The 14228-nt window shown below is 74.2% G+C and carries 16 protein-coding genes and 1 tRNA gene; 7 read left to right on the top strand and 10 right to left on the bottom strand.

Annotated elements, in window-relative coordinates; all coding sequences use genetic code 11:
- Positions 1 to 8: 8 nt before the first annotated feature.
- The 3 genes from EV383_RS05810 to EV383_RS05820 are packed head-to-tail and all read left to right on the top strand — an operon-like array spanning position 9 to position 2274.
- Entirely contained in the window at positions 9 to 782 is a 774-nt protein-coding gene (locus EV383_RS05810; RefSeq protein WP_130288946.1) for an MBL fold metallo-hydrolase, read from the top strand.
- A gap of 47 nt (positions 783 to 829) precedes the next feature.
- Entirely contained in the window at positions 830 to 1633 is an 804-nt protein-coding gene (gene rph, locus EV383_RS05815; RefSeq protein ID WP_130288947.1) for a ribonuclease PH, read from the top strand.
- Positions 1630 to 2274, top strand: coding sequence for a non-canonical purine NTP pyrophosphatase (locus EV383_RS05820; protein ID WP_130288948.1), 645 nt, complete (start codon positions 1630 to 1632; stop codon positions 2272 to 2274). Before rph ends, EV383_RS05820 begins: the two co-directional genes overlap by 4 nt.
- An 87-nt stretch (positions 2275 to 2361) precedes the next feature.
- Here the strand turns inward: EV383_RS05820 and EV383_RS05825 are convergent, their stop codons facing one another.
- A complete protein-coding gene (locus EV383_RS05825; protein WP_130288949.1) occupies positions 2362 to 2781 on the bottom strand; it encodes a carboxymuconolactone decarboxylase family protein in 420 nt (139 codons plus the stop codon).
- Between the two features lie 99 nt (positions 2782 to 2880).
- On the opposite strand from EV383_RS05825, the gene EV383_RS05830 reads away from it, so the two are divergent.
- Positions 2881 to 3540, top strand: a complete 660-nt coding sequence (locus EV383_RS05830; protein ID WP_130288950.1) for a TVP38/TMEM64 family protein — start codon at positions 2881 to 2883, stop codon at positions 3538 to 3540.
- A 142-nt stretch (positions 3541 to 3682) separates the two neighbouring features.
- On the opposite strand, the gene EV383_RS05835 is transcribed toward EV383_RS05830, so the two are convergent.
- A tRNA-Leu gene (locus tag EV383_RS05835) sits at positions 3683 to 3756 on the bottom strand.
- 322 nt (positions 3757 to 4078) lie between these two features.
- Positions 4079 to 4546, bottom strand: coding sequence for a thioredoxin-dependent thiol peroxidase (gene bcp, locus EV383_RS05840; protein ID WP_130288951.1), 468 nt, complete (start codon positions 4544 to 4546; stop codon positions 4079 to 4081).
- A gap of 122 nt (positions 4547 to 4668) precedes the next feature.
- Between bcp and EV383_RS05845 the strand changes: the two genes are divergently transcribed.
- A complete protein-coding gene (locus EV383_RS05845) occupies positions 4669 to 4890 on the top strand; it encodes a DUF3618 domain-containing protein (RefSeq protein ID WP_130288952.1) in 222 nt (73 codons plus the stop codon).
- 51 nt (positions 4891 to 4941) lie between these two features.
- Here EV383_RS05845 and EV383_RS05850 read toward each other — a convergent pair whose 3' ends face one another.
- The 4 genes from EV383_RS05850 to EV383_RS31040 all read right to left on the bottom strand — a co-directional run bounded on the left by EV383_RS05850 (position 4942) and on the right by EV383_RS31040 (position 8012).
- Positions 4942 to 6147, bottom strand: a complete 1206-nt coding sequence (locus tag EV383_RS05850) for an NAD(P)/FAD-dependent oxidoreductase (RefSeq protein WP_130288953.1) — start codon at positions 6145 to 6147, stop codon at positions 4942 to 4944.
- Between the two features lie 38 nt (positions 6148 to 6185).
- Positions 6186 to 6962 (bottom strand): SigB/SigF/SigG family RNA polymerase sigma factor, encoded by a 777-nt coding sequence (locus EV383_RS05855; RefSeq protein ID WP_130288954.1) that lies wholly within the window; start codon positions 6960 to 6962, stop codon positions 6186 to 6188.
- Positions 6959 to 7387 (bottom strand): ATP-binding protein, encoded by a 429-nt coding sequence (locus tag EV383_RS05860; protein WP_130288955.1) that lies wholly within the window; start codon positions 7385 to 7387, stop codon positions 6959 to 6961. The genes EV383_RS05855 and EV383_RS05860 overlap by 4 nt, the downstream gene beginning before the upstream one ends.
- A gap of 136 nt (positions 7388 to 7523) precedes the next feature.
- Positions 7524 to 8012 (bottom strand): STAS domain-containing protein, encoded by a 489-nt coding sequence (locus tag EV383_RS31040; RefSeq protein ID WP_130288956.1) that lies wholly within the window; start codon positions 8010 to 8012, stop codon positions 7524 to 7526.
- 44 nt (positions 8013 to 8056) lie between these two features.
- Here EV383_RS31040 and EV383_RS05870 point away from each other — a divergent pair, with 44 nt between their 5' ends.
- Both EV383_RS05870 and EV383_RS05875 read left to right on the top strand, forming a co-directional pair.
- Positions 8057 to 10414 (top strand): SpoIIE family protein phosphatase, encoded by a 2358-nt coding sequence (locus EV383_RS05870; protein WP_130288957.1) that lies wholly within the window; start codon positions 8057 to 8059, stop codon positions 10412 to 10414.
- Between the two features lie 212 nt (positions 10415 to 10626).
- Positions 10627 to 11220: a hypothetical protein gene (locus EV383_RS05875; protein WP_130288958.1), complete on the top strand. Its 594-nt coding sequence runs from the start codon at positions 10627 to 10629 to the stop codon at positions 11218 to 11220.
- 92 nt (positions 11221 to 11312) lie between these two features.
- Here the strand turns inward: EV383_RS05875 and EV383_RS05880 are convergent, their stop codons facing one another.
- From EV383_RS05880 to selB, 3 genes are all read right to left on the bottom strand, one after another.
- A complete protein-coding gene (locus EV383_RS05880) occupies positions 11313 to 11606 on the bottom strand; it encodes a WhiB family transcriptional regulator (RefSeq protein WP_130288959.1) in 294 nt (97 codons plus the stop codon).
- A 266-nt stretch (positions 11607 to 11872) separates the two neighbouring features.
- Positions 11873 to 12298 (bottom strand): STAS domain-containing protein, encoded by a 426-nt coding sequence (locus EV383_RS05885; protein ID WP_130288960.1) that lies wholly within the window; start codon positions 12296 to 12298, stop codon positions 11873 to 11875.
- A 76-nt stretch (positions 12299 to 12374) separates the two neighbouring features.
- Positions 12375 to 14228, bottom strand: coding sequence for a selenocysteine-specific translation elongation factor (selB, locus tag EV383_RS05890; protein WP_130288961.1), 1854 nt, complete (start codon positions 14226 to 14228; stop codon positions 12375 to 12377).

Below are 14228 nucleotides of genomic sequence, written 5' to 3' on the forward strand. Positions count from 1 at the left end.
CGTGTGACATGCGGCTGATCGTGCTCGGGTGTTCCGGCAGCGGCCCCGGGCCCGGGTCACCGGCGTCGGGCTATCTCGTGGAGGCCGGTGACGCGCGGTTCACCCTGGACCTCGGCAACGGCACGTTCGGCGCCCTGCAGCGCCACCTCGATCCGTGGGCGCTCGACGCCGTCGCGTTCAGCCACCTGCACGCCGACCACTGCTCGGACTTCGCGTCCCTGGTCGTGCACCGCCGCTACCACCCGCGCCCGCCCTACGACGCGACCGCGTCGAAGCTGGCCGTGCACGCCCCCGGTGAGGCCCCGGACCGGTTCGCCGCCGCCTACGCGCCCTCGGCCGCCGAACGCGCCGGGACCGACCTGACCGACGTGTTCACGTTCCACGCCCTGACGCCCGGGAGCACCTCGTCGATCGGTGACGCGCGCCTGAGCGCCACCCCCGTCGACCACCCGTGCGAGACCTACGCGCTGCGCGTCGAGCACGAGGGCCGGACGCTCGTCTACAGCGGCGACACCGGGCCGTGCGACGGCCTGGTCACCGCGGCCCGGGGCGCCGACGTGCTGCTCTGCGAGGCCAGCTGGCCGCACAGCGACGACGCGCCGGCCGGCGTGCACCTGTCCGGGCGCCAGGCCGGCGAGCATGCGGCCGCGGCCGGGGTGGGACGTCTGCTGCTCACCCACGTCCCGGCCTGGTGCGACCCGCAGGAGCTGCTCGCCGAGGCCAAGGCCGTGTTCGACGGCCCGATCGACCTCGTGCACCCGGACGAGGCCTTCGACATCTGAGCCCGGCCGGGCGGAGCCGCCGGAGCAGGTCTTCCTACGATGGCGCGGTGACGCGACCAGACGGCAGGAAAGACACCAGGGCAGACGGCCGGACCGACGACGAGCTGCGCCCGGTGACGATCACCCGCGGCTTCCAGAAGCACCCCGCGGGCTCCGTGCTCGTCGAGTTCGGCGACACGAAGGTGCTGTGCGCGGCGAGCGTGACCGAGGGCGTCCCGCGCTGGCGCAAGGGGTCCGGGCTCGGCTGGCTGACCGCCGAGTACGCGATGCTGCCCTCGGCGACGAACACCCGTTCCGACCGCGAGTCGGTCAAGGGCCGCGTCGGCGGGCGCACGCACGAGATCAGCCGCCTGATCGGTCGCTCGCTGCGCGCCTGCATCGACCTCAAGGCCCTCGGCGAGAACACGATCGCGCTGGACTGCGACGTGCTCCAGGCCGACGGCGGCACCCGCACCGCGGCCATCACCGGCGCCTACGTGGCGCTGGTCGACGCCGTGGCGTGGCTGGGGGAGCGCGGCAAGCTGGCCGACCCGAAGCCGATCCACGCCCAGGTCGCCGCGATCTCCGTCGGCGTCGTCGACGGGCGGGTGCGGCTCGACCTCCCCTACGAGGAGGACTCGCGCGCCGAGGTGGACACGAACGTCGTCGCCACCGAGACCGGAACGCTGATCGAGGTCCAGGGCACCGGCGAGGGCGCCACCTTCTCCCGCTCCACCCTCGACGCGATGCTGGACTCCGCCCTGGCCGGGATCAGCCGCCTCGCGACGATCCAGAACGAGGCCCTCGCCGCGCCGCACCCGCGCGAGACCGCCGCCGCGGAGACGGCGGGGCCGGACGAGGAGGCGAGGTGAAGCTCCTGCTCGCGACCCGCAACGCCTCCAAGCTCGTCGAGCTGCGGCGGATCATGGAGGGGGCGGGGCTCGACGGGGTCGAGGTCCTGGGTCTCGCCGACGTCCCCGAGTTCCCGGAGGCCCCGGAGACCGGCGCGACGTTCGCCGAGAACGCCCTGGCCAAGGCCCGGGACGCCGCGAACGCGACCGGCCTGACCGCCGTCGCCGACGACTCCGGTCTGACCACCGACGCGCTCAACGGGATGCCCGGCGTGCTCTCCGCGCGCTGGTGCGGTCACCACGGTGACGACGTGGCGAACCTGAACCTGCTCCTGGGCCAGCTCGCCGACGTCCCCGACGAGCGGCGCGGCGCGGCGTTCGTGTGCGCCGCGGCGTTGGTCGTCCCGGGCTCCGGCGACGCCGCCGCGCCGGACGCCGACGGCACCGTCCCGGGACAGACCGTCGTGCACGGGACCTGGCGCGGGACGCTCCTGCGCGCGCCCCGCGGCACCAACGGGTTCGGCTACGACCCGATCTTCGTCCCCGACGGCGAGACGCGGTCCTCGGCCGAGCTCGCCGCCGAGGAGAAGGACGCACTGTCGCACCGCGGGACCGCACTGCGGGCACTCGTCCCGCACGTCCTCGCGCTCACCGGCCGCTGACCACGCCGCCGCCTCGCCGGGTGACGCACCACGGCGCTCCGGAGCCGGTCCGGGCGCCTCGGTGCGTCGCTCAGGCGGGTGCGTCGCTCAGGCGGGTGCGTCCTCGGCCAGTACCCGCTTCGCGATCCGGAACGCCGAGTTCGCGGCCGGGACCCCGCAGTAGATCGCGGTCTGCATCAGGATCTCGACGATCTCGGCCGGGCTCAGGCCGTTGCGCAGGGCACCGCGCAGGTGCAGCTCCAGCTCCTCCCAGTGCCCGTGCGCGACGAGCGCGGTCAGCGTCACCGCGCTGCGCATCCGCCGGTCGAGCCCGGGGCGGGTCCAGATCTCGTTCCAGGCGTAGCGGGTGATCAGCCGCTGGAACTCCTCGGTCGTGTCGTCGATCTTGTCGATCGCCGCCTGGACGTAGTCGTGGCCCAGCACCTCGCGGCGCACCGCGAGGCCGTCCGGGTCGAGGCCGTGCGGGGAGCTGTCGGGGTTGCCGGTCGTGTCGTCGTCACCGCTCACCCCGTCACGGTAAACGCCGGGCGAACCCCGCCTGAGCTGTAGGGAGTGAAGCGGGCCCCGCGCGGGGAGCCCCGATCCCGGCGCCGGTACGGTCGGGTCGTGCGGTGGTGGCGACCGGCTCTGGCCGGACTCGGAGTGGTGCTCGTCGCCGTGCTCGCGGTGATGTTCGCCCGCGCGCACGGGATCGGCGTGGTCCCGCACCTCGACGACCTGCGTCGCGTGGTGGCCGAGACCGGGCCGTGGGCGCCGGTCGTGTTCGTCGCGCTGCAGGTCCTGCTCAACGTGCCGCCGTTCCCGCGCACCGTGTTCACCGTCGCGGCCGGGGTGCTGTTCGGCTCGGTCTGGGGCCTGTTCCTGACGCTGCTGGGCACCTCGATCGCGGCCGTGCTGGCGTTCCTGCTGGTCCGCTACACCGGCGCCCGCCTGGTACGCCGCTACGCCGAGCACCCCAAGGCCGTCTGGGTGCGACGACGGCTGGACCACCACGGCACGCTCGCGGTCACGTCGCTGCGCCTGATCCCGATGGTCCCGTTCGCGGCCCTGAACTACCTCTCCGGGCTCTCCGCGGTCCGATTCATGCCCTACCTGACCGGCACCGTCCTGGGCTCCATCCCGGGCACCGTCGCGATCGTGGTGCTGGGCGACGCGGTGACCGGCGAGGTCCCGCCGGAGCTGCTGACGACGTCGATCGTCTGCGCGGTCGTGGGCCTGGCCGGCGTGGTCGTCGCCGCCCGCCGGCCCCTCCCGGACGAGGCCTGACCCACCCGTCCCGTCCCCGCTACAGCCCCACGAGGGGACCCTTCGAGGCCGCCAAGTGAGCGAGGGGGCCCTGCGGGACACTCGACGGGTTGTGACGGCGCGGGCCCGCTCGTGAGCGGGCGGTCGAATCATCGGGAGTGCGTGCCGGTGACGGGACTCGAACCCGCACTGTCGGCCACCTAAAGACCGTGCCTCTGCCAACTGGGCTACACCGGCTAGTTCTTTCGGCCGCACCACGTGTCCGTGAGTGCGTGGCAGTTCGGGCACAGCGTACCGAGCGGACCGGGCCGCACATCGATGTGCCGCGCCACCGTCACCATGATCCGCAGTCCGCGCGTCGAACCGGAGAACGCGCGCGCCCGGACACGCGCGAACTCCGTGACGCGCGCAGACTCCGGATCACCGCGCGTCCACGTCGGCCGCCGTCGGGGACGCGCGGCCCGGACCGCTCACGCCCCGGAGGACGAGAGCCCCGTTCGCACGACCCGGCCGGACGAGAGCTCCATTCGCTCGACCGGGGCGCACGCCGGGGGAGGGCTCAGACCTTCCAGTCGCGGCGGAGCTTGGCGACGTGACCGGTCGCGCGGACGTTGTACTGCGCGTCGGCGATCGTGCCCTCCTCGTCGACCAGGAAGGTCGAGCGGATGACGCCGGTGACGGTCTTGCCGTACATCTGCTTCTCACCGAAGGCGCCCCAGGCGGTGAGGACCTCCTTGTCCGGGTCGGACAGGAGCGGGAACGTCAGCTCCTCGGCGTCGCGGAACTTCGCGAGCTTGGCCGGCTTGTCCGGGGAGATGCCCAGGACGTCGATCCCGGCGCCGTTGAGCTCGCCCAGGTTGTCCCGGAAGTCGCAGGCCTCCTTCGTGCAGCCGGGCGTGCTGGCGGCCGGGTAGAAGTAGACGACGACCTTGCGTCCGCGGAGGTCGGACAGCGAGACGGGCTTGCCGTCGGCGTCGTCGAGGGTGAAGTCGGGTGCGGGGTCGCCCGCGGTCAGCCGGGTGCTCATGGCCCCAGCCTCCCACCGCCACACCGACGCGCCACGCCCGGCTCGCGCACCCGGTGAGCACGGTGACTACGGTGTTCCCACCGAGCTTGCCCCAGTAGCTGCAGAACAACGAGGGAGACGTCGTGGCCCGCGACCCCGAGAACATCCAGAGCGAGATCGAGAAGACCCGGGACCAGCTGGCCGACAGCCTGGACGCGCTGGCCGAGCGCGCCAACCCGAAGAACCTGATCGAGGGCGGCAAGGAGCAGTTCGCCGAGAAGCTCGCCGACCCCAAGGTCAAGTACAGCCTGATCGCGGCCGGCGCCGTCATCGGCCTGCTCGTCCTCAAGTCGCTGTTCCGCTAGAGCGTGCCGCTCCGGCGGGGCGTGGCGCCCCGCCGGCGGCGGACGGCGGGCTCAGCCCAGGGAGTCGCGGAACTCCAGCAGCGCCGCCCGCTCGACGCGCTCGCTGAGCGGCTTGCGGTACTTGGCGATCCGCCGCGCCGCGCCGAACCCGACGACGGCCACCAGCTCGTCGCCGCGCAGGTACCCGACGGCCGTGCCCTTGACCGGGCCGCCGTCGAGGCCCTCGCCGTGCAGCGGCAGGATCGAGTCGGCGACGTCCGGCCGCCCGATCAGCTGGATCTTGAGCCCGAACTGGTCGGACCAGAAGTAGGGCACCGTCTCCGGCGGCAGGTCCGCCCCGGCGATGTCGCGCGAGACCACCGCGGCCTGGTCGGTCGCCGACGTCCAGTGCTCGTGACGGGTGCGGTCGCCGTGGCGCGGGTCGGTCCAGGCCGCCGCGTCCCCGACGGCCCAGACCCCGTCCAGGCCCTGCACCCGCCCGCGCTCGTCGCAGGGGATGCCGCCGGACACGTCGACCCCGGCGCCGGAGAGCCAGTCCAGGTCGAGCTGCCCGCCCACCCCGACGACGACGGCGTCGGCGGAGATCGTCGTCCCGTCCTCCAGGGTCGCCCCGTCGCCGTCCAGCGACGTGATCGCCGACCCGCAGCGCAGCGTCACCCCGGACTCGGAGATCAGCCGCCCGGCCAGCGCGCCGACCTCCTCGCCGAGCACGCGGGCCATCGGCACCGGCGCGGCCTCGACCACGGTGACGTCGAGCCCGCGGTCGTGCGCCGTGCTCGCGACCTCGGCGCCGATGAACCCGGCCCCGACGACGAGCAGCGAGCCGCCCCTCTCCAGGGCCTCGCGCAGCGCCAAGGACTCGTCGACGTCCCGCAGGACGTGCGCCGACTCCGGCTGCCCGTCGAGCATCCGCGACGTGACGCCCGGGGCGAGCACGATGGCGTCGGCGTGCAGCGTGGAGCCGTCGGAGAGTTCCACCTCGCCCGGGCGCAGCGCGACCGCACGCAGGCCGAGGTGGGTGCGGACGCCGAGGTCGGCGAGCTTCTCGGTGCCGGTGAGGTCGATCTTCTCGCGCTCCCAGGTCCCGGCGAGGAACTGCTTGGACAGCGGGGGCCGGTCGTAGGGGAGGTGTTCCTCGCCGCCGACCAGGCTGATCCGCCCCTCGTAACCGGCGGAGCGCAGGCCCTCGACGGTGCGGACACCGCCCAGACCGGCTCCCACGACCAGAACGTGCTCGGGCACCACCGTTGTGCTCATCGCTCTCCCCGATCCGATCTCCGTGTACTACGACGTTCTCAGTCCGGCGCGCCGTCCGGGTCCAGACGTCCGCGCAGGCGTCCCAGCGTCTGGGCCAGCAGCCGGGACACATGCATCTGCGAGATGCCGACCTCGTTCGCGATCTGGGTCTGCGTGAGGTTGCCGAAGAACCGCAGCATCACGATCGTGCGCTCGCGCTCGGCCAGGTCGGCCAGCAGCGGGCGCAGGGCCTCGCGGTAGTCCACCCGGTCGAGCTCCGCGTCGGCCTCTCCGACGAGCTCGCCGACGGTCGCGCTGCCGTCCTCGGAGGAGAGCATCTCGTCCAGCGACGAGCTGCGGTAGGCCTCGGAGGCCTCGAGACCCTCCAGCACCTCGCTGACCGGCAGGTCGAGCCGCTCGGCGATCTCGGTGGGCCGCGGCGACCGGCCGAGCTGCTGGGACAGCTCGGAGACCGCGCTGTTGATCGAGACGTGCATGTCCTTGAGGCGGCGCGGCACCCGCATCGACCAGCTCTGGTCGCGGAAGTGCCGGCGCACCTCACCGGAGATGGTCGGGACGGCGAAGGAGAAGAACTCGCCGCCCTTCTCCGGGGAGAACCGGTCGATCGCGTTGATCAGCCCGACCGTGGCGACCTGCGTCAGGTCGTCGAGGGGCTCGCCGCGATGGGCGAAGCGGCGGGCGATGTGCTGGGCCACCGGCAGGTACCCGCGGACCAGCTGGTCGCGCATCCGGTCGCGGCGGGGGTCGTCCTCGGCGAGGCCGGAGTACTCCTCGAGCACCGGCGTGAGGTGCTCGTACTGCGGATCCGAACTCACAGGGCGGGTCCGGCGAGTTTGTGCAGCCGGATACGCAGTGCGGTGGAGCCGTCGGTGGTCTCCGGCGTCTCGATCGAGACCTGGTCGGCGAGGGTCTGCAGCACGCGCCAGCCGAAGCTGTCGGTGGGCAGGGTGGCGCCGGCGGCGGTGTGCACCTCGGCGGAGACGTCGATCCGCTCGCCGTGCACGTCGAACGTGCAGAGCAGCGCGGAGCCGGCCGTCGCCAGGCCGACGAGCGTCGCGCAGGCCTCGTCGACGGCCATCCGCAGGTCGGAGATGGCGTCGAGGTCGAAGTCGGCGCGCGCGGCCAGGTCGGACGCGACGGCGCGGACGGTCGGGATCAGCGACGGGCTGGCGGCGGTGCGGATCTCGACGGTGGAGGAGCCCGTGGTCACGGGTTCACTCGGGATGTCCTCCTGGGGCACGCGCGGATCCTTCCTTCTCGGCTCGCACCGGGTTCGGGTGCAGGGGGTGGTGGGAGCCACGGCGATCATGTCGTGAACTGCGGCGGGACGCACGGGGGAGGCCCGTCGGGGTGAGCGGTACCCCTCGTTCGGTGGGTCAGTCCACCGCGGACGACGGGACCTCGCAGCGCGGGACCTCGTCGAGGCTCCGCACCACGGTGAACAGCTGCGCGGAACCGGTGACCTCGAGCGGCCGCAGCACGGCCCGGCTGCTCGCGACGACGTGCAGCGTCCGGCGCCCGCGCGAGGCCCTGCGCGCGGCGTTGATCAGCACCCCGAGTCCGCTCGAGGCGAGGAACGTGACACCGTCGAGGTCGATGGCCAGATCCCCGGTCTCCACCGCGAGCAGGTCGTCCAACGCCGTGCTCAGCTGCGGGGACGTCAGCGTGTCGACCTCTCCGCTCACCGTGAGCAGCGTCAGCCCGTCCCGGGGAACGGACAGGGCCGCTCCGACGTCACCCGGTTCGTCGGGCTGGTGCGCCGAGGCTGATCCGAGCAGGGTGATCACCTCCGGGTTCGGGGAGACGGACGGGACGCATGCGACGATACCGGCCGTCCCGCAGGCCCTCCGGGGCGACTCCGCCACCGGTCACGTGGGCCGCCCGACTGTGACCCATTAGGCTTTCTCCCGTGTCCTGGGACCCGATGGGCGGCACCGCCGGCCCTCCCGGCGACGCGGTGGACCGGGCCGTCGACCAGGCGGTCGCGACCTCCACCGAGTCACTGGGTGAGCAGCCGAGCACCGCCGCCATGCCGCACGTGCTGCACGGCTCCGCCGTCGCCGTTCTGATGATCGACATCGCGGAGCGGCAGATCGTCTACGCGAACGCCACCGCGATCGAGCTGACCGGGGGCACGGTACGGCTGCCGGTCGGGGTGCGGGAGTGGAGCGACGCGGCCGGCCTGACCGACCTCGAGCAGCACCCGTTCCCGGACGACACGTCGCCCCTGGTCCGGATCGCGGCCGGCGAGTCGGTGACCGGGGAGCCGGTCGCCCTGCACGCGGACGGGCAGTTCGGCGACGCCGCGAGGCACGAGGACGGGACCAGCACCCTGGTGTGGGTCACCGGTTTCGCCCTCGCCGACCCGACCGCCTCGGTGCTCACCGAGTCGAGCAGCGGGATCGACGGCGGCTCCGGGGGCGGCGCGCCGGCCGACGCCGGGTCGAACGGCCGCGCCGAGAGCGCGGACCACCTGTCCGGGCGGGGCAACGAGGGAGCGCGCTCGGCCGGGATGGGCGGGTCGCGGGCGCTCGCGGTGCTGCTGCCCCTGGCCGACTCCGACCAGGTCGACCGGCGCCGGATGGAGTTCCTGCGCGACCGGGCCGTGCTGGCCACCGAGATGTCGTTCACGATCTCCGACCCGCAGCGCGAGGACGACCCTCTGGCCTGGGTGAACCCCTCGTTCGTCCGGCTGACCGGGTACAGCCTGGAGGAGGCCGTCGGCAACAACTGCCGGTTCCTGCAGGGCCCGAACACCGACCGCGGCTCGGTGCGGCGGATGCGCGAGGCGCTGAAGGACCGCAGGCCGATCACCGAGGTGCTGCTCAACTACCGCCGCGACGGCACCGCGTTCTGGAACCAGATCTCGATCTCCCCGGTGCACGACGGCGACGGCGAGCTGGTCAACTTCGTCGGCGTGCAGAGCGACGTGACCGAGCGGGTGATCGTCGAGCAGGAGCGGCGCGCCGCGCTGGCCGACGCCGAGGCCGCGCGGGCCCAGCTCCGGCTCCTCGCCGAGGCCACCACCCAGATGACGGCGGCGCTGGACACCGCCGACGCCTGCACCCGGCTCGCGAGGATCACCGTCCCGGAGCTGGCCGACCTGTGCACCGTCGACCTGCTCGACGCGCCGGGCGGGCACACCCGCCAGCGGATGGCGGTGGCCGCCCGGGAGACCGACGACGAGGCGCTGCTGGGCCGCTTCGGCGCCCTGAGCACGTCGCGGATCGACGAGCAGGCCGCGCGCGCGGTGAACGCCGGACGGCCCTACCTGATCTCGGACCTGCCCGAGTCCGGCGCCGAGCAGTACCCCGCCGACCCCGACGCGGCCGAGGTCTACGAGCAGCTGCGGCTGCGTTCGGCGATCGTGGTCCCGCTGCGCGGCCGCGGACGGGTGCTGGGCACGGTCACGCTCTACACCCAGTTCCCGTACGGGCGCCGCTACGGTCAGCGCGACCTGCACCTGGCCTCCGACCTGGCCGGACGGGCCGGGCTCGCGGTGGACAACGCGCGGCTCTACGAGGTCGAGCGGGCCGCCGCGTCGACCCTGCAGCACAGCCTGCTGCCGGCGGTGCCGGAGGTGCCGGGCCTGCAGATCGCGGCCCGCTACCTCGTCGGCGCGGACGGCAACCAGGTCGGCGGCGACTGGTACGACGTGCTCCCGTTGCCCGGCGGCTCGGTCGGCGCCGCGGTGGGCGACGTCGTCGGGCACGACCTCTCCGCCGCCGCGGCGATGGGGCAGCTGCGCGGTGTGCTGCGCTCCTACGCCTGGGGCGGCGACCGCCCCGGGCCGGTGCTCGACCGCTGCGACCAGCTGGTGCAGGGGCTCGACATCGCGGCGATGGCGACGGCGGTCTACGCCCGGCTCGAACCGGCCGGTGCGGACGGCAGCCGGGTGCTGCGCTACTCCAACGCCGGTCACCCGGTGCCGCTGCTGCGCCGTCCCGGCGGCGAGCTGGTCCGCCTCGACGCGCACAGCTCGCCGATGCTGGGCGCGGTCCCGGAGTTCGGGGTGGCCTCGGGCGCGCGGCGCGATGAGGCGACGGTGACCTGTGAGCCGGGGTCGCTGCTGGTGTTCTACACCGACGGCCTGACCGACATCGTCGGCGAGGACGCCGACGAGCGGACGCTGCTGATCGAGCGGACGGTGGCGGCGCTGCCGCGGGACGCGGACCCGGAGACCGTCGTCGAACGGACGCTCGAGGTCTGCCTGCCGGACCAGCTCGGCGACGACATCGCGTTGCTGGCCATCCGCCTTATGGGCTAGCGACAACCACCGAATGGCCTAGCAAACCGGCCGTCGGCCGGTCGTCGTGACGCGGGCAGCGGCCAGTCGGTGGGCGGTCGTGCCGTCCCCGGCCCGCTCGCGGACCGATCAGCTCCACTCGACGGACCGCACCCCTTTCCGTAAAGCGCGGCGACCGCCGTTCCGATGTACTTCAGGGGTACAGCACGCTGCGTGTCGAGGGGGCCGACGCCATGATCACTCCGGACGCCGGGAGTGTCGCTCCGGGGAGTGCGCGACGGCTGGTGGCCGTCGCCCTGACCGACGCCGACGTGGTCCGCGACGACTCGGACCTGCGTCATGTCGCCGTCGCCGCGACCGGGGTCGACGTCCTGATCGCCCGGCAGGACCCGCCGGGGCCCCTCGCGGGCACGTCGCCGATGGACGCCGAGGACTACCCGGACGACGACCTCGACATCGACGGTCTCGGCATCGGCGGAGACGTCCTGCGGGCCGACCCCGGCCCGGACGGCACGGGGGACGACGCCCCGGCGGGGGCACGGCTGCACCGGCTCGGTCTGCGGTGGACGGTCCAGGACCGCGACGAGCCGGACCTGGTGGCGGCGATGTGCGAGCTGGTCGGGTTCGACCCCGACGACCGGGTGTTCCTGCTCGCCCCGGCGAGCTGGCCGGGCGCGGTCGCCGACCCGGAGGTGACGGTCGTGCGGCGCGCGGTCCGCCGGGTGGCCCGGGTCTACGGGCTGCCGGTGCTGCAGTACCGCCGCGTCTCCGACGAGGACGGCCCGCCCGTCGAGATGCCCGCGCCCCCGCTCGCCTGCGGCTCCTGAGCCGCCGGCCGTCCCGGCGCCGCACGGCGGCCTCCGAACATGACACAGCCCGCCTTCCGAGGACAGGAAGGCGGGCTGGATTCGCGGGAAAGCTATCCGGCCGCAGCCAGGTCCTGACGGTCGAGGATCGCGCGACGCTCGGACTCGCCGAGCCCGCCCCACACGCCGAACGGCTCGCGGCTGGCGAGCGCGAAACGGCGGCACTCCTGGATCACCGGGCAGCTGTGGCACACCTGCTTGGCCCGGTCGGTACGCCGTCCGCGGGACGGGTTGCGCTCACCGTCCGGGTGGAAGAACACGGCACTGTCCATACCTCGGCAGGATCCCAGACGCTGCCACTGCCACACGTCGTCCATCGGTCCGGGAAGCCGGGATACATCACTCACGCCGTCACCTCGTTGCTCCGTCGAGCCGGCTGCATCGCCGGTTTGGGGCCGTCGAGGTTCAGTTCCCGAGGGGCTCACTGATCAAACCTGCGGGATCGGTCCGGGAGTGCTACGGGGCGCCTCTCTGCGGAGTTCCCCGGGTGATGCGGGGGACGACGGCGTTTGCGCCCGCAACGGTCCGCCCAGGTCAGGACCCACGTGAACCGATCATGAAGGCGAACGTGCCGAGAGTCGATGCGCCGTCGGAGCATCGAGAGTGACGTGTGTCACAGGGCGGCGGACAGCGCCTCGTCGACCGAGTCGTGGATGTCGAACAGGTGGTGCAGGCCCGCGATGCCCAGCGGCCGCAGGACCCGGCGCTCGGTACACGCCAGGGCGAGATGGGTCCCGGACTTCTGCGCGTGCTCGCGCAGCTCGATCAGCGCGGCGAGGCCACTGGTGCCGAGGAACGTGACCCCGTCCAGCGCCAGGACGACGGCGGAGGAGTCGGGCAGGCGGTCGATCACCTCGCGCCGCAGCTGCGGCGCGGTCAGCATGTCCAGCTCGCCCTGGACCTCGACGACGAGTCGGCCCTCGTCCGGGGTGCGCACGGTCAGGTCCATGCCGTCGATCGACGTGTCCGACGCCGTGTCCGAGGACGTGGTGCCGCGCGGGTCGGCCGAGTGATCGCCGGCGCGGCTGGTGTCGGTCATTGCGACGACGGTAGGACCCACCTGCGGACCCCGCCACTCGGAGGGGGTCCCGCTCGGCGAACGGAGCAGCTGCGGCTCAGGACGATCCCCGCAGCCGGTGGCCGCCGTCCGGCGTGCGCTCGGTGTGCCCGCGCCGCCCGAGGAGCTCCAGCAGCGGCACCGCGACCCGCCGGGTGGTGTCCAGAGCCTGCCGGGCCTCGCTGAGCGTGAACTCGTCGCCGAGCCCGCGCAGGAGCTCCAGCGCGCGGTCCTGCGCGTCGGGCAGCAGGACCACGTCGGAGGTGACGCGCAGCAGCTCGCCGGCCCGTTCCAGCGACGCCAGCGCCCGCGACCCGAGGCCGAGCTCGGCGAGTCGCCCGGCGTCCGGCGCGGCGAACGGCGCGGCCTCGAGCTCGGTGCGCAGCACGGACATCGCCTCCCGCACCGGGCCGGGCAGACCGGTCGGCCGCGCGGCCCGCACCCGCCCGCCGTCGAGCACGAGCCCGTCGGAGCCGCGCCGTGCCGCGTCGGCGAGCACCACCTCGACGAGCGCGACGTCGGGCAGCCCCGCGGCCCGGCGCGCGGTCGCCGCCGGCAGCCCCGGGTCCAGGGGGTCGGCCGCGTCGTGCGCGGTCACCGCCGCGACGAGATCGGTGGCGGCGCGGGCGGCGCGGTCCGGGTCGAGCAGCCATCCGGCCGCACCCGGGACGCGGGCGCCCAGCGCGTCGACGTCGGCGGCGGGCACGCCCATCGCCCGCAGGTCCGACGCCCGGACGGCGCCGCGCCGCGCCAGCTCCCCGGCGGCGTCCGGCGTCCCGGTGACGGTCGCGAGCTCGGCCGCCCGCCGGGCCGCGGCACCCCGGCGACGCAGGACGGGCGGGTCCACGTCGAGCACGGTCACCCCGGCCACGATCCGGCGGCTGCCGGGGTCGCGCAGGACGGCCCGGTCGCCGATCCGCAGCGGCAGCGGACGGTCCGGCCGCAGCCGCACCACGTCGCCCCCGCTCCCGTCCTCCCCGTCCGCCGACGGCAGCAGCGGCCGCACCCGGACCCGCACCGCCGCCGACCCGGCGTGCAGGGTCAGCTCCAGCGGCAGCGCGGACGCGTCGACGCCCAGCCCCCGGATCCCGTGCAGCCGTACGTCGGTCTCCGTGGCACGGGGCCACGCGCCCGGGGTGAGCAGCACGTCCCCGCGGCCGACCTGCTCGAGCGTCACCCCGCGCAGGTTCACCGCGACCCGCGCCGGGCCCTGCGCGCCGGACACCGTCTCGCCGAGCGCCTGCAGGCCCCGGACCCCGACCGGGATGCGCCCGCCGTCGGTGTCGAGCGCGAGGTCGCGGCCCGCCGCGACGGTCCCGGCCGGCAGCGTCCCGGTGACGACCGTGCCGGCGCCGCGGATCGTGAACGCCCGGTCAACCCAGAGCCGGACGTCGGCGTCCGGATCGGGCACCGGCAGAGCGGCGACGAGATCGTCCAGCGCCGTCCGCAGCGCGTCGAGTCCCTCGCCGGTGGCGCCCGAGACGCACACGCAGCCCCAGTCGCCGAGCCCGCGCGCGGCGAGCTCGGCGAGAGCTTCATCCCGGGCCAGCTCGGGTTCGAGCAGATCGCTGCGGGTGACGACGAGCAGCCCGTGCCGGACGCCGATCGCCTCCAGGGCGTCGGCGTGCTCGGCCGACTGCGGCATCCAGCCCTCGTCGGCGGCCACCACGAACAGCACGGCCGGCACCGGGCCCGCGCCGGCGAGCATCGTCGTCACGAACCGCTCGTGGCCCGGGACGTCGACGAACGCGACGGTCCGCCCGCCCGGCAGCGTCGTCCAGGCGAAGCCCAGGTCGATCGTCATCCCGCGACGGCGCTCCTCGGCGAAGCGGTCGGGCTCCATCCCGGTCAGGGCGCGGACCAGCGTCGACTTGCCGTGGTCGACGTGCCCGGCCGTGCACACCACGTGCAC

Source organism: Pseudonocardia sediminis (assembly GCF_004217185.1).
GTDB classification, from domain to species: Bacteria; Actinomycetota; Actinomycetes; order Mycobacteriales; family Pseudonocardiaceae; genus Pseudonocardia; species Pseudonocardia sediminis.